The organism is Paenibacillus polymyxa (genome assembly GCF_001719045.1).
In the GTDB taxonomy this organism is placed as follows: Bacteria; Bacillota; Bacilli; order Paenibacillales; family Paenibacillaceae; genus Paenibacillus; species Paenibacillus polymyxa_B.
Window position 1 is genome coordinate 2,435,686 of record NZ_CP015423.1, and the last position, 15,627, is coordinate 2,451,312.

Below are 15,627 nucleotides of genomic sequence, written 5' to 3' on the forward strand. Positions count from 1 at the left end.
TGCGCACCTCCTTTTAGGGCAAATCAATCAACATATAAAAAACAGAATCTTCTGCTTTCAGTGAGAGCTTCGGCTCCTGCTCAATACGAGCGGAATCGCGTCCTTGCAGAATATGTTCACCGTTCACACGCAGCGAGCCTTCGATGACGAACAGGAACACGCGCCGACCCTCGGCCTGTGTGAATTCTACTTGTTCTCCAGGCTGAAGCTTGCTTAAATAAATCGTTAAATCCTGGTTGATTGCAGCTATTTCACCCTCCGTGCCTGGTACGCGCTTTCCGGCAACGACAGGCAGAAGCTGACCGTGAAGACGCTCAGGATTGAATGCTGTAGCCTCATATGACGGTTTCAGTCCTCTCGTATGCGGGCTAAACCACAATTGCAGCAGGCTGACATCCTCCGTTTGTGAAGCGTTGTGCTCCGTATGAATGATGCCGTGGCCCGCTGACATTCGCTGAATGCCTCCAAAACGGGTTACCGCTACATGTCCACGGTTGTCTTCATGACGCAGTTCCCCATACAGCACAATCGAAACAATCTCCATATCACTGTGCGGATGCGCCCCAAATCCCCGTCCCGGTGCGATGACATCGTCATTACAGACACGCATAGGACCAAACGCTGTATTGTTCTCATCCTGATACTCCGCGAATGAAAAGCTGTGACTTCCCCGCAGCCAGCCCTTATCGAAGCTGAATCGGGAAGCCGCCGGATATATTGTAAACATAATAGCCCTCCTTCAGGAAGAAAAATGAGATCAAATCCCTCTCATTGTAACTGAGCCCAAGCGATAAAGCTACGCCTCTGTCTGAGTGATAATCTCATCTATAAAAGACTGCAAAGTACTGGTAACAAAGGCTTCCTTACGCCGGATAAACACCGTTGTTACTTCATTGTACGGCTCAGGCATCGCATGACCGCATACAAGGCCTTGAGCCACCAGCCCGCTGATCGACGATTCGGGAAAAACAGTCATTCCAATACCGGCCGCCACACTGCCGATAATTGTCTCAAATGTCCCAAACTCCATAATCTGCTTGGGAATAATCCCCTCCATCTTGAGCCAAGTTTCCAGCCGTCCCCGGTAGCCGCAACCTTTTTTATACAGCAGGAGTGGACGGGTTGTAAGATCCTCGACAGAAAAGTCATCTCCTTGGGATACGAGGACCAGTTTTTCCTGAAACACATCAAACTGTTCAATCAGCGGATGCTTGACTGGCCCGGTCACAAAAGCTCCATCCAGCCGCATTTCTGCAACCTCCTGCACCAGAGACTCTGTAACCCCGGCCTTGAGGGACAAATCGACATCCGGGTACTTGCTATAGTAAGCATGTAAAATGGCCGGGAGGGCAATGACAGTCTCCACAATGCCAATCTCCAGTACCCCCGAAGGTGCAGAGGTATTCTGAAACGCATGTTTCATTTCCTCAAATTGCGATAAAATGCTTTTCGTATATTGCAGCAGACGCTTGCCCTCTGCATTGAGGATCATTCCCCGCTTATGTCTATTAAATAAAGGCGTTTGCAGTTCCTTTTCGAGCAGCTTGATTCTGGCCGTTACATTGGACTGGACATAGCTAAGCTCGGCTGCAGCCTTGCTGACACTGCCATGCGCAGCCACCGTCTGGAAAATGTTTAAATCGTTCAGATCCACTACTGCTCCCCCTTATTGTGAAGGACAAGGGGCCATCAAAATTGACGCGCCTTGTCACTTATTATCATTTTAAATGATCATAATGTTTATTTTCAATCATTTTACCAACAGCTTCCTATCCTTTATGATGTGTCCATAAGATATGTCCGCTGAGACCGGCAAGGAGGAGCTTTTGTACACCATGAACAGACAAATCATGACCGGATCTTTATTATGCCTAATCGCCAGTATGTCCTGGGGGGCGATGTTTCCGGTTTCGCACATTGCATTACAACATATCAATCCACTGTACTTTTCATTTTTGCGCTATTTATCGGTTACACTCATTTTAGTCGTGCTATTGTGGCTCAAAGAGGGACGGACGGCATTTCGCTTTGAGGGCAAGGGCAAGACGTTGTTATTCTTTGGGACCATGGGATTCACCATTTATAATATGGCCGTTTTCCAGGGACAGCACGCGATGGGGGCAGCAGGTACTCTGGTAGCTTCTATAATGGAAGTGCTAATGCCGATGATTTCCATTGCGATGGTGTGGATCATGACCCGTAAAATGCCTCCGAAATATACACTAATCAGCATGGTGATTGCGCTGGCTGGGGCTTTACTTGTGATCACGAACGGAAAATGGACCTTTTTCACACTTGCCGGACAACATTTACTGCCGCTGCTGCTTATTTTCGTAGGCGTCGTCGGATGGGTCGTATATTCCATGGGAGGCAGCCACTTTGCAGGATGGTCTACTCTTCGGTATTCAACCCTAACCTGCCTGCTGGGAACTCTCGTCTCCTTCGTAGTCGTCACATTTGCCTCTGCTTTCAACTGGATTGTGGTGCCGGACTGGCAGGCTGTGTGGTCAGTTAAATACGAAATGAGCTTTATGATCCTGCTTCCAGGGCTAGCTGCCCTGCTTAGCTGGAATGCCGGAATCCGAAAGCTGTCTCCACTGAACGGAATTCTATTTATTAACTTTGTACCGATTACCACGCTGGTACTCATGTACTTCCAAGGTTATGTCATTAGCCGTTTTGAACTATATGGGACAGTGCTAGTCATTTTCGCACTGATTCTGAACAATATGTTTCAGAGAAGTTCGCTGCATCCTTCCGACAGCTCACGGGATGTCCGTTTCCGCCTGGATCGCCGCAAGTCTTTCCAACGTTAACTTCTAACCCTGCAAACCAGAAATTATGCTAAACACATTAAAAGAAGCGCCTGGATACAGAGTACAATCTCCTGTATCCGGGCGCTTTTTATCATTTTAGGATTTTCCTTCAACCTGAAAACGTCCAACCAGTTCGCGCAATTCCTCTGCCATTTGGCTCAGGTCCGCTGTAGATGAAGCAATTTCCTCAATAGAAGCGAGCTGTTGCTCAGCTGCCGCTGAGATCGACTCGGTATTGCTCGCTGCCTCGTCCGAAATGTGGGCAATATCGCTCATAATATCTACGACGCCTACAGTCCCTCGTGCCATTTCCTGAGTCACTCCGGTAATGTCATTGATATGTACCATAGCTCGTTCCACGGCCTGGCTGATTTCCGCAAAGGATTGCTCAGACGTGGTTACCGAATCAATGCCTTCCGTCACCCGTGTCCGCGCTTGATGCATAGCACCCAGAGCATGATTCATATCCACCTGCATCGCTTCAATACGCTCCGAGATCAAGGTAGCCGATTTCGCTGATTCCTCAGCTAGCTTACGTACCTCCGTAGCGACCACGGCAAATCCCTTACCATGATCCCCAGCGCGTGCGGCCTCAATGGACGCATTCAGAGCTAACAGATTCGTCTGTTTGGCAATACCGGATATAACGCTGATAATATTCACGATTTCACCGGAGCGCTCATTGAGAGAGTCCATGGCCTGTCCGAGATCGTTAACGGTCTCATCGATGTCATGCATCTTCTGGACAGCCTGCGTAGCAGCCTTGCTGCCCTCCTGAGCCGACTCGGCGTTCATCTTCACATGTTCAGATACGCCCACCATACGCTCGGATACGTTCGCTGCTTGCTGAGCAAGCTCCTCCATATTTACGGAGCCGTGCTTGACGCTCTCCACCTGACGTTCGCTGCCCACAGCTACTTCCTGGATAGCAATGGTGACATGCTCAATCGCTTGGGTTGTCTGATCTGCACCCGCAGCCAGCTCCTCCGCTGAAGAACTTACCCGATCTGTCGTTTCGTGTACGCTTCGAATCATCGTGCGCAAACTATCCACCATGGTTTGAAAGTGAGCAGACAATTCGCCCACCTCATCCGTTTTTCCAGTTTCCAAATCGCCCGTCAAATCTCCTTCACTGATTCGTTCTGCTGATTTTTGCAGCTTACGAATCGGTACCAAAACAGAACGGGTAATCAGGAAAATCGCGATAAGCGCAATCACCAGTGAGGCAGCCAGCACGAAAATGGTTACATAACGCATGGCAGCGGTGGCATCGCTAATCTCGGATTGATAGAAGGTACCTGCAATTTTCCAGCCGGTATCCGTATTCGTTACATAGGTCAAATATTTCTCGCGACCTTCATGCATATAGTTGAAGTTCCCGCTCGGCGCAGTATACAACGTATCAAGCGAATTCTCCTGAGGAGATGAGCCCGCTTTAGCCGTAGGATGGACTACGAATTTCTTCGTATGATCCAAAATGATGATATACCCCTCCTGGCCCACTTTGATAGAGGCCAGTTTACGTACACTCTCCAGATTTAGAGAAATCCCGATAACCCCGGACTTGTCGGAAAGCGTCTGAGATACTACGACAACAGGAATACCCGATGAATTGATGATCACAGGCGTAATTGCAACCTTACCGGGCTGCTTCATCGCTTCGATGTACCATGGACGTGTGCGAGGGTCAAATGTCCCTTCATCCTCCTTGGGCACCCCCCGGATCATCAGCCCCTCCGGTGTACCAACAAAAATATCCGTTGCATCTTCGTGCAAACCCTTGTATTGGATCAACTTGGGCTGAATCAAAGGGCTGTTTCGACCATCTATCATCGAACCGTCCAGACGCTCCGCCAAATAACTCGCATCTTTAATTTTACTGGCGATTGCGTATTCAATAATGGAGTTAGCTGTCGCTACCCCCTGATTCGCACTCCCGTGGAGCTGTTTCTCCATAGCATTATATGATGATTTATAGGTCGCAGTGGAAATACTTAAGCTCGGAATCAGCAAAACAAGTAAAAAGCCTAAACTTAGCTTGCTCCTGAGTGTCCATATCGTTTTTCTCTTTCGCGTTGTTCCCATGTTTTTTCCCCTTTGCTCATAAAACAATATATTTGAATTACATTCCGTGTTAGTTATATCGGTTGAAAGTAGCAAATGATTTACAATAAAATTTCACAAAGGAGAAAAACAAAAACCGCGCCCTATAAGACTAAGGACGCGGTTATATGAATATTTAGACCTGTACGTTACTGTTTTCAGCCTTTTTGCGGCCAAATAACTGATCCACTGCCAGAAAACGTCCACCGACAAGCGCTTGCTGAAGGCTGGTGAACAGAATCAGCAGATCAAATTCAATCGAGCCAAAAGGCTGTCCTTTTTTAGCGGTTAGCAATACACCAATCATAACAATGGTCAATGCCGCTCCAGCCAGTCGTGTTCCGATACCCAGAACCAGTGCAATTCCCCCAACCAGCTCAACCGTAGCGACCACAGGGGCCATCCAACCAGGGAGTCCGATACTTTGGAAGAAGCCGGAGGTTCCGTCTAATCCCTGAAACTTTTGTGCACCGTGAACGATAAAAATAACCCCTGTAAAGATTCGTACCAACAATAATCCAATATTCATAAGCGTTTGATTCATTTGCTCATCTCCTTTTAAATTGTATAAAAATCCTGCAACAAACTACATAGTGTAGTGTATTGCACATCGAGAATCGGGAGCGCGAAAAGCGCCACCCGTAAGAAACATCTTGTCCAACTAGATTAGCGCCAGTGCGAACATAAGTGTCAGCATCACTAGCACATAGCTGGAAAACATAATCGAACGCCAAGGCATTTGAATGACAGGTTCTTGCTGAGGGTCTAAAATACGTGAGATACGATAATTAATGGACGTTTCTGCAAACGAGGAACAAGCGGCCGAGTTTACCAGGCGAGTATTGGCAGGTGTCATACTCAGAAGCTTGAGCAATGCGCTCCCAATCCCAACGGGTGAACCAGCTCGATGGATCGCTTCGTTATCAGCCAAAATTTCACGGGCCGTCTTATAATGATTGGTAATGTGACGCAGCACCGGCAAGTAAAACAGCTGTTTAGCACACACTTGCAGCAACCAGGTCTTCAACGGATCATAATGTTTCATATGATAGGCTTCGTGGTATATGACAGCCTCTTCCTCGTGCTTGTCCAGTACGGACAATAGTGCAGAGGACAATACAATGCGTGGCTTCCATAATCCCATGGTAAAGGCGGCTGGCTTGGCATAATCAATGACCCATATCCGATCGGTCCCGAGTTCACGATATCGCTCACCCAGTGCCTCGGTCAGAGAGAGGTCACGCATTCGGTGCAGTCTGCGAAAGGCTGCCCTGGTAGCCATACACTGTCTGACTGCTTCTCCTCCAGCGATAGCAAAGGTAACGAAAACCAGCCCGCTGAGCGCATCCACCATGTAGCCAATTCCGTAGTGCTGCAACAAACTTCTGCAAATTTGAAACACGTTATAATTCAATTTCCAGCCGAAAACATGCTGCCCGGCGTACATACCCATCTGTATAAGGGCGAAACCCGAAATCAAGGCGCCTGCTGTAAACAGTAATTTAGAACGTGTTTTCCACATCGCTACATATCCTTTTTCCATTGTTTAATTTTTTGTTCCAGACGTTCGATCAACTTCGGATCGGCCACCTCCAGAGCATCAATCATATGATTGACAGCAAGCGGACCAAATTCATCCACCAATTCGTGACTGAGTCCCTTGGATTGCTCATCCATGAACTCTTCCCTACTTAAAACTGGACGATATAAAGACGTTCTCCCACGTATACTCTTACTCAGTATCCCCTTGTCCACTAAACGGTTCATCACGGTCATTACCGTATTGAAGTTAAAGTCCCGATCCCCCTCCAACGCGGTCTGCACTTCTTTGATACTCCGATCCGAAGTGGACCATAAAATATCCATAATCTTGGCTTCCAGAGGCCCGAAAAATCGGTTAAGCCCAGTTTCGCCAGCTTTAAAATTCAGTCGTTTCATAAGAAGCACCTCACACTACCGATTGTAGTGTATATATCCGGCTAAAGTCAACCGTCACACCTAATGTCAGTTTCTTCATGGAATCATATACAAACCGCCGAATGTCTCCATCCGGCGGAAATTCATCGGTATTCATAACTTTCAGGTCAATCTGCCAATCTGTATCCTACACCTCTTACGGTTGCAATATATTCAGGTTCCGCAGGTCGATCATCTAGCTTCTTACGCAAACTTTTGACATGCACATCTACAACGTTACTGCCGCCTACAAAATCCGTCTCCCAGATATCGTGCATCATTTGCTCGCGAGAGATCACTTTGCCTTGAGCATCAATCAGCTTCAGCAGCAAATCGTATTCTGTTTTAGTCAGATTCAGTTGACTCTCTTCTTTATATACCAGCATTTTATCTCGGTCAATCCAGATGTCCTTGAACACCGTACGACGGCTGGCTTGCGTCGCCTGACGGGAAACGGCAGGATGGCGTACAATCATCCGTTCAATGTCATGCACCATATGATTGGAAGCCAGCGGCCACACCAGCACCTCTTCTGAAGGAAGCAGCTCATTCGCATGTACAGACACCCGATCCTGAACCACGTACATAACCGGTGTGTCTTTCATGTGTTCTACCTCCAGACGATTGCGGATATCCAGTAATTCACTCTGTGGTTCGGTGGCGGTCAAATCGTAAATCAACAGATCGCTTCCCAGATGACGCTGCACTTCAGGCTCCCAGCGATGAAAAACCATCACATCAAAACACGCATCTGACAACGTACTCACCAACCCGTGAACTACACCCGGTACCGAACTGATTAGAATGATACGACGTGTGGTCGGACAATACAAAGGCTCATTGGAGGGAACGGTCTGCACCGTAGGTGTAGAGGGAGCTGCTAACATCGATGTCCAACTCCCCTTCACCCTTCTAGGCATGTCAGCCACTTTGAAACGATTCGTTATCTGATTCGCTTGCTTTGACATTCCTTACACACTCCTCCGAATACGACATGGGCATGGGCAATAGTATACCCCGTTTCATGCGCAACCGTGTCAATCCAATCATGTGGGACTTCACTCATCACTTCATCTACCCGGCCGCATACCTGACAAATAATATGCTGATGATCGTCCATCCGTCCGTCATAACGACTAGCAGCTTCCCCCAGCTTCAATTCACGGATTAATTCCTTATCCGTCAAATAACGCAGTGAATTATATACCGTTCCATAGGCCAGATTATATCCGCGCTCCATCAACCGATTCATAACATCGGCCGCAGTAGGATGATCGTGGGCTTCACGAACCACATCATATACCGCTTGGCGCTGCGAAGTTAAATTTAAAGTTCTCATGCCGCATCTCCCTTAACCAACGCAGATTATATTAATTACAAACTTACAATCATAATAAAGATCAATTTAGAATAAGTATAAATCTTAATTTATTTCAAGTCAATGGGATCGGATAAATTGAACGGCTTTGCAACACAATGTATACATGGTACATCTCAGCTCATACACATCGGAGGAATATTTTATGAAAATACTGTGGATATTCACACTCTTTATGATGCTTATGCTTGGCACCAATCTGCTAGTGAACTGGCTATTCAGTACTCATACCCCGTGGGAGCCGATGGCATTGGCTTTTAGCACTATGCGTCCATCCGAATATATCGTCTTGGCAGGAATGCTGCTCGTATTCTTTGTGACCGTGGCAAAAAAACAAATTAAATACGGATTTCACTTCCTTTTTTCACGATGGTCCCGTTTTCTGAAAGTTTCCGCTTCTTCCTCGGGTTCTAACTCTGCTTCGATGCAAAAGAGCGGCCAAAAAGAGCAGCAAGGGAAAGATGTAAACAAATAACGGATGAATATAAATAAACGATAATCGTCCAAAAGCAAGGTGCTCAATCATGCTGGGTGTTTGTACCTGTGACCACAGTAAGACAATGATTCCGACAAAAAGTAGTGTTTTCCGGTAGGGGAGGCTAAAAATATCGGAGATCCCGAGCACCGCAGCATAGAAGAACAGGGCAATTTTGAAAAAATCGCCCACAATCATCGTCATCAGAACAATCACATCCAGACGTTGTAAATATTCTGAAAACTGTACATTCCCAAAGGTGCTGAGTAAAGGAAAGATGGAGCGCTGTGCAATGTCAGTGCCCATAACAGCCACATTTAGTATTGCGGCTTCAGCTAAAACGAAACCACCTACGATAATGCCCGCATAGCCTGTTCTGGCCATCTGCGACGTTTTTTCCAAATGGGGCACGAACATCATAAAACAAATCATTTCTGCGTATGGAAATGCCAAATGTTCCCGAATGGCTGAATGAAGCACAGATTTAAAACCATGCTCCATCACCGGCGTCAGCTCATGCAAATGAATGCTGTCCGATAAAATCAACAGTACATTTCCCACAAAAATGACGGTCACCACTGCAATAAGCATGATTTGTCCTGTTCGAGCTAATACTTCAAATCCTAACCAAAGGACATACATTACGCACAAAACCATAAGGAAGGCAACGACGAGGTTGGGCGTTTGCTCCAGTACGGAAATACGAATTAGCTCTGTCTCATCGCGCAAATTCCCGCCTGTTAGAAATAAAAAAAACAAAATATATAATACTCCCATGACTGTTCCACATGTATGACCGACCAATTCGCTAGCATAGGTTGTGAGAGGCTTACCAGGGAACGTTTCAGCTGTGTAGCAGTACATTCGGAACAATACCATACCCAGAATCATAGCAACGAGTTGGATAATCCAGGTGTCCCGCTGCATATAACTATCCATATTAATGGTAATTGCGTTGCCTGTAAGAAAATGAAACATAAGAATGAGCAATTGCCCCGTGCTGATGTATGTTTTGTTTTCAAGACGATGACTCACGAGGCATACTCCTTTCTTTTTTTGTTGCGAAACTTTTTCAGCCATGACACCATAAGCAACAAGAAAGGAAAGAACACAGCAAATATCGGAAACACCCATTTCAGTACAAACTTGCCTGTTGTAAGATGTTCTTGATAGCCCTGAGCCATCAACACGCAAGAAACAAGCATGATAAGCCCAAACGGCAGAATCAGTTTATGGTATGAAACACGTAATACATCTTCAGCAGCCTTAACCGCCGCATAATAGAAAATAAAAATTTTGAAAAAATCAAAAATAATGACAGTCATGACCCCAATTACATCCACTCTATCGACGAAATCTGATATTTCCACCTTGCTGATCATAGAAAGCAGCGGGTAAGTGGCCCGTTTGAATACGTCCTCCCCAAGCACAACCACATTTGACAGTGTAACAAAAGACAGGATTGCGCCTCCCAACAATACAGCGGTGACCCCAACCCCGTTGGCACGGTAGCCTTTCTTTAATGTGGGAAGGATCATCGCAAACGTGACCATCTCACCGTATGGCAACATCAAGGCTTGTGAATAGACAACCTCCCATACCGGCTGCCAGCCATGCTGGGCAATAGGAAATATATTGCTCATATGAACAATGCCTGACAATAAAATCATGATATTCGTAGCGAAGCCCAGCAGCAGCAGCAAAAATAACAGCATAAGTCCCGTGCGGCCTGCGACCTCAATTCCCAAATGCATCACATACATAACAAGACCAATCATCAGGACACAGACGATAGTTAACGGCGTATGCTGTAATGTCCGGTCGGCAATCAGTATTCCAGTATCTCGAAGATCGCGTGCTCCACCGTAAAGAAAAAACACAATATATAAAAAGGCAAGCACGCTCCCAGCAGTTTTGCCCAGGAGCACCTTGCAGTACTGTGTCATGAGTAGGTCGGGAAAGTGGCGGTGAAGGCTGCCGTAGCATAGAAAAAGTAGGGCTCCCAAACCTGCGGCGATAAGAATAGCAATCCACGCATCCTTGCCCGCATCTCGTCCGGGAATAGACATCATGGACGTCCCCAACTCAAACAGCATCATCAGGGAAATCATCTCTTTTGCGTCGATTTGTATCTTTTTCAATGCCTTCCCTCCTTTCCCGATTTCACTAATTGGACTCTCCCTTTGAATAAGGGCTAGTCCGTGACTGTGTATGCTTCAGTACCGAAGTCACCTGAACACGAACGGTGCTTTCTGCAAAATAGCGGCTCCATTCAGGTGAGAGTTTTTTCCACTGTTCAGGATGGCTTTTCTCCAGTGCATGGCCTAGGCCGAGTACATCACTACGGCTACGCTGAACCTCCTTAACCGTTGAAGTAATCACTTTTTTTGTTTCTTCTCCCCACTGTTTCTGCAAGCTATACATAACCTCTGGACTTTTTAAGTCAATCGAGCACTCGGCTTCCTGAATCGTCCCGGTCTGCTCCAAATTAATAACAAATACCGGCTTCCCTTGCTCGATCAGACTGTGTACATGTGTTTTAGAATACAAGGTTTCGATTCCAATGGTTTCACCTTTTTTGCCGCAGCTCAACGCGGTTTCAGCACTTTTCACTTTATTGTTTACTATAGATAATCCAATAGCTCGGTTATCGTCCAGCCAATGGACGAGACGATCCTTACGGAACACACCCATACCGTTAATGCGAACAACCGCTTCGGGCAAAATAGTATCCACGTTAGCCTTAAGGGGAGCCTGCTCCAAATTACCTTCTACTTCTACACCAGTAAGGACAGGCCCACTACCTTTATTGGACATACTCCGGATAACATCGTCTAGACTCACTGCGTAATCCCCGGCGTACATACGCTGGGACGCTTCCAGCTTACCCGAGATATCATTAGCAGGAATACGACCGATTGCAGTCATGGATGCCAGTACGTTCTTGGCCGTTTCACCGCGTGCTACCAGCATTTTCATCGTTAGTCGGGGCTCCGCAGCCCTTTCCAAATAATCCAACGTATCCCCGATACCACGTCGAGCCAGCTTTTCTCCAAAAACGACAATCCTCGCATGGGCCAGAGAAACTACCCGCGGAATCTTCTGTGAAGCTTTGCGAATCACTTGAAAAAGGTTGCTTCCCTTTTGCTGATACAGCACAACTGGGGTATTTCCTCGGGCTTTAGCCCCGGCAATTTCATCCGCTACGATAATCTGTAGGGAAACCACATAATCGGATTCACCGTCCGCATCAATGCCTATAGCCGCGACTACTGCCCGCTGGTTCAACTCCACTGAATCCCAGCAGCCAGAGAGAAGCGGCATGACTAGTAGCCCCACCAAACTCAGCATCCATATTCTCCATTTAAAGGTTACCGTGCTTCGTTCACTCCCCTTCTCCAGATGCACCCTGAGCGCCCCCCTCCCGCATTGGTGAAGTTTTATCGGAAGGGGAAATCCCGCTTCCATCCTTCATTCGTGTCTGATTCGTTGATGTAATACTTTTAGGACGTTTCCGCATCATCCAAAATGGCATTCGCAATACCGCATCCTTTTGACTCTCCAGCACAAAAGGACTGAAAGGGGCCATGTAGGGCACCCCAAAAGAGCGAAGACTGTTCATATGGGCGATCAGCGCAATGAGCCCCAATGTAATGCCATACAGCCCCATAAATGCAGCCAGCACCATAAAAACAAACCGGAACAGTCTCCCGGCTACCGCCATGTTATATGTCGGAATCGCGTAGCTGGCAATCCCCGTCAGCGCTACTACAATCGTGAGCAGCGGGGTGACAATTCCAGCCTCCACAGCCGCTTGTCCCAATACAAGCGCACCGATAACGGATACCGTTTGTCCGCCCACACGGGGCATTCGAATACCTGCTTCTCGCAAGATTTCAAAGGTGATTTCCAGAATAAACGCCTCCAGAAATGCCGGAAAAGGAACGGATTCCCGCTGCGCTAGTATGCTGATCAGCAGTGGGGTTGGTATCATTTCATAATGATAAGTGGTTAAGGCGATGTAGAGAGAAGGCCCCAAAATCAGAATAATAAAGCTGATATAACGTATGACTCGGATGACAGTTGCCATGTCATAACGTTCCGAATAATCGGAAGAACTTTGAAAAAATTGAGCAAATACAGTAGGCATCACCAGTACAAATGGATTTCCATCCACAATGAGTGCCACCCGACCCTCCATAATGTTGCTGCTAATCGTATCCGGTCTTTCCGAGTTATAGATCGTTGGAAATGGTGTGAGATTTTGGTCCTGTATCATCTCTTCTACCATGCCGGATTCAAATATGGCGTCAATATTGATGGCTTTTACCCGTTTACGAACTTCATCTACGACACTTGAATCTGCAATATTTTTCATATACAGTATGGCCACATTCGTGAGGGACGTACTTCCCACTTTGAACATCTCCATCGTAAGATCGGAGCTTTTAATCCGCCGACGTACAAGAGAGACGTTCGTGAACAGGGATTCCACAAATCCATCCTTCGGCCCCTGGACGACAGACTGTGTGGAGGGCTCGTTAACCCCCCGCGTCTCTCCTCCGCGTGTGCCGCATGCGATGGTTTTTTTACAGCCTTCCAGCAGAATGATCGTATCTCCCATTAAGAGTTGTTCCATCATGGAATTCCAATCATCGCAATCCTTCACTTCACCCAGTTCCAGCGCATGGGCCTGTATCCGATTGTAAAGCTCTTCTGCACTTTCTACCTCAGCAGCCACCTCGGCAGATGGGCGGCTAAGCAATGATTTCATGACGAGCTCATTCACCGTGTCCGTCTTGACCATACTATCTAGAAATACAATGGCGGCAGGAACATCCGCCTTTAGTCCGACATTAAAACGGCGAATCAAGAAGTCTGGGCTGTTAGACGTCGATTCCTTAATTTGCTGCAAGTTGGTATCCAAATGAGCCTCGATCTTTAAAGAACGTGAAGAATTTTCTTTATTCCTGTCCGCACCCGACTTTTTATTATGTTTGCGATAGGGATAGCGAATCATGAGCAAACCTCATCTCCAGTAAGGCAGCAATAGCTACCGCCCATTTTTCCTTATTCTTGTATCTTTGGAGTATGCTCAATCTATTCCCAGTTATGCACCAAACATGTGAACGAAACGCTATAAGCGCACCCGCGTAATAAATTTCAATAAATTCTTCATTTGCAAGCTTAATGTCAGTTTTTTTGATAAAATGAAGGAATATGCCTCTCGGGAGGGTTAGCATCTTGTTCAGTACGTTTTTTGTAAATACCTGTATCCTTGTCACCTTTTTGTACATAACAGGCCTTATATCACAAAGATATAAAATCCGACTGCACACCTTGAAACGTAAGGTACATTGGATTGGAGGCGCCCTTTTTGGGTGCTACGGCATAGTTATGATGTACTATTCAATTCCAGTAGGATTTAATACGATTGCCGATCTTCGTCATTTGGCCATCGTAGCTACCGCAACGTATATCGGCGCCCCAGCAGCACTCATGGCTACCCTGTTTATATGTGTAGGTAGATTATTACTGTTTGGTATTAACACTCAAGCCATCGTAGGCGCTGTTTTTATGCTGTTTGCCGGTCTGGGGTGCGCTATACTGTCACATTTGTCGTGGTCACGTTTGCCCAAGCTGATTATGATGAACATTTTTGCTTTGGGCTTTATATTTTGTTCCCTGATGGTTAATTTAAAAGATCTTGATGATGTTCTGCACGTGTATCCGCTCCAATTCTTCATTTCCATGGTCGGCGGATGTCTTCTGTACCTCATTGCTGAATCTATCAACACATCCAATGAGCTGTTACTTCGACTGGAGCATACCTCCTACACAGACCATCTCACTAATTTAAGCAACAGAAGACAGCTTGAGTTTTCATTGGAAGAAAAGCTCCCTCAAGCTCGCCAACGTCATGAGCACTTATCTGTACTGGTGTTGGATATTGATCACTTCAAGGAAGTCAACGATACCTACGGACATGCGGCAGGAGATGCAGTGCTGCGCCAGCTTGGGCAGATTTTAATGGAAAAATGTCGTCCTAATGATGTAGTCACCCGCAGCGGGGGGGAAGAATTCACTGTGCTTTTGCCGAATTGTGCTTTTCGGCAAGCGCTGCACATAGCTAATCAGATTCTAAGTGGAGTAAATCAGCACGAGTTTATTTTAGCGGACGATCTTGTTCTTAAAGTCACGGTGTCCATCGGCGTGACGACCTTTCCTGGTACCGGGGAAGATATGTCCGGGGCAGCCCTGCTGGAGCAGGCAGATAAAGCACTATACGAAGCTAAAAATGCAGGACGTAACCGGGTTTGCTCATATGAAATATAATTTGAGGCATGACCATTTCATAGAAATAGCCGATACAACCCTCTCTTGAGAGTCGTATCGGCTATTATCATTTTGAATCTTCATTATGATTGCATTTCCCCACCACGAGTGATGTACGATTGGCAAGCGAAGCCAGCGTATGGGACCCCCATACTTCTAGCATACGTTGTTCGCTCTCGGCTAAAATTTCGGATACGGCTATCGCCAACTCCTCACAAAAAGGATTGGTTTCCGGTTCATGCATCATACCCGGGAAAATTGGATCACATATTTCAATGGCGTGGTATATATCGGCAAGTGTAATATGGTCGGCCGAACGGGTAAGCACATAGCCTCCCTCACGACCTTCGCGTGCTGCAATCAAATCTGCCTGTACAAGTCGTGTCAGCACCCTGCGCACCAAAGTGACTTCACAGTCAATGGAACGGGCAATAGAACCGCTGGCACAGAGTTCTCCGTACTTTTCCAAATAGACAAGCGCCTTTACCGCCACCCCAAGCCATTTGGGCGTTGCGGTGCGTAGTCGTTTTTCACTATTCAAATGAGATGACACCCCTAAGCTG

The 15,627-nt window shown here is 46.7% G+C and carries 16 protein-coding genes; 2 read left to right on the top strand and 14 right to left on the bottom strand.

What is annotated here, in order from left to right:
- Positions 1 to 13: 13 nt before the first annotated feature.
- Positions 14 to 727: a pirin family protein gene (locus tag AOU00_RS10880; RefSeq protein ID WP_028540748.1), complete on the bottom strand. Its 714-nt coding sequence runs from the start codon at positions 725 to 727 to the stop codon at positions 14 to 16.
- Positions 728 to 796: 69 nt separating this feature from the next.
- The gene (locus AOU00_RS10885; RefSeq protein WP_069290600.1) at positions 797 to 1,654 is read right to left on the bottom strand and encodes a LysR family transcriptional regulator; all 858 of its coding nucleotides are present in this window, start codon (positions 1,652 to 1,654) and stop codon (positions 797 to 799) included.
- A gap of 181 nt (positions 1,655 to 1,835) precedes the next feature.
- Between AOU00_RS10885 and AOU00_RS10890 the strand changes: the two genes are divergently transcribed.
- Entirely contained in the window at positions 1,836 to 2,816 is a 981-nt protein-coding gene (locus AOU00_RS10890; RefSeq protein ID WP_237166344.1) for a DMT family transporter, read from the top strand.
- Positions 2,817 to 2,912: 96 nt separating this feature from the next.
- Here AOU00_RS10890 and AOU00_RS10895 read toward each other — a convergent pair whose 3' ends face one another.
- From AOU00_RS10895 to AOU00_RS10940, 11 genes are all read right to left on the bottom strand, one after another.
- Entirely contained in the window at positions 2,913 to 4,901 is a 1,989-nt protein-coding gene (locus AOU00_RS10895; RefSeq protein WP_069290602.1) for a methyl-accepting chemotaxis protein, read from the bottom strand.
- A gap of 154 nt (positions 4,902 to 5,055) precedes the next feature.
- Positions 5,056 to 5,463: a DoxX family protein gene (locus AOU00_RS10900; RefSeq protein ID WP_028540751.1), complete on the bottom strand. Its 408-nt coding sequence runs from the start codon at positions 5,461 to 5,463 to the stop codon at positions 5,056 to 5,058.
- Positions 5,464 to 5,580: 117 nt separating this feature from the next.
- The gene (locus AOU00_RS10905) at positions 5,581 to 6,441 is read right to left on the bottom strand and encodes a M56 family metallopeptidase (protein WP_069290603.1); all 861 of its coding nucleotides are present in this window, start codon (positions 6,439 to 6,441) and stop codon (positions 5,581 to 5,583) included.
- Between the two features lie 2 nt (positions 6,442 to 6,443).
- A complete protein-coding gene (locus AOU00_RS10910) occupies positions 6,444 to 6,857 on the bottom strand; it encodes a BlaI/MecI/CopY family transcriptional regulator (RefSeq protein ID WP_039271686.1) in 414 nt (137 codons plus the stop codon).
- Between the two features lie 10 nt (positions 6,858 to 6,867).
- On the bottom strand, positions 6,868 to 6,993 hold the full coding sequence (locus AOU00_RS27460; RefSeq protein WP_257785376.1) for a hypothetical protein: 126 nt from the start codon (positions 6,991 to 6,993) through the stop codon (positions 6,868 to 6,870).
- Positions 6,994 to 7,003: 10 nt separating this feature from the next.
- Positions 7,004 to 7,843 (bottom strand): response regulator transcription factor, encoded by an 840-nt coding sequence (locus AOU00_RS10915; RefSeq protein WP_069290604.1) that lies wholly within the window; start codon positions 7,841 to 7,843, stop codon positions 7,004 to 7,006.
- Positions 7,819 to 8,214 (bottom strand): Fur family transcriptional regulator, encoded by a 396-nt coding sequence (locus AOU00_RS10920; RefSeq protein ID WP_069290605.1) that lies wholly within the window; start codon positions 8,212 to 8,214, stop codon positions 7,819 to 7,821. Before AOU00_RS10920 ends, AOU00_RS10915 begins: the two co-directional genes overlap by 25 nt.
- A 403-nt stretch (positions 8,215 to 8,617) precedes the next feature.
- On the bottom strand, positions 8,618 to 9,763 hold the full coding sequence (locus AOU00_RS10925; protein ID WP_069290606.1) for a GerAB/ArcD/ProY family transporter: 1,146 nt from the start codon (positions 9,761 to 9,763) through the stop codon (positions 8,618 to 8,620).
- Positions 9,760 to 10,869 (bottom strand): GerAB/ArcD/ProY family transporter, encoded by a 1,110-nt coding sequence (locus tag AOU00_RS10930; protein ID WP_069290607.1) that lies wholly within the window; start codon positions 10,867 to 10,869, stop codon positions 9,760 to 9,762. The genes AOU00_RS10925 and AOU00_RS10930 overlap by 4 nt, the downstream gene beginning before the upstream one ends.
- Before the next feature lie 25 nt (positions 10,870 to 10,894).
- Entirely contained in the window at positions 10,895 to 12,136 is a 1,242-nt protein-coding gene (locus AOU00_RS10935; RefSeq protein WP_237166348.1) for a Ger(x)C family spore germination protein, read from the bottom strand.
- A complete protein-coding gene (locus tag AOU00_RS10940; RefSeq protein ID WP_069290608.1) occupies positions 12,114 to 13,748 on the bottom strand; it encodes a spore germination protein in 1,635 nt (544 codons plus the stop codon). Before AOU00_RS10940 ends, AOU00_RS10935 begins: the two co-directional genes overlap by 23 nt.
- Positions 13,749 to 13,972: 224 nt before the next feature.
- Between AOU00_RS10940 and AOU00_RS10950 the strand changes: the two genes are divergently transcribed.
- Complete coding sequence (locus tag AOU00_RS10950; protein WP_069290610.1) at positions 13,973 to 15,064, top strand: diguanylate cyclase; 1,092 nt, start codon at positions 13,973 to 13,975, stop codon at positions 15,062 to 15,064.
- A 67-nt stretch (positions 15,065 to 15,131) separates the two neighbouring features.
- Here the strand turns inward: AOU00_RS10950 and AOU00_RS10955 are convergent, their stop codons facing one another.
- Positions 15,132 to 15,605, bottom strand: a complete 474-nt coding sequence (locus AOU00_RS10955) for an Rrf2 family transcriptional regulator (protein WP_069290611.1) — start codon at positions 15,603 to 15,605, stop codon at positions 15,132 to 15,134.
- Between the last annotated feature and the right edge of the window lie 22 nt (positions 15,606 to 15,627).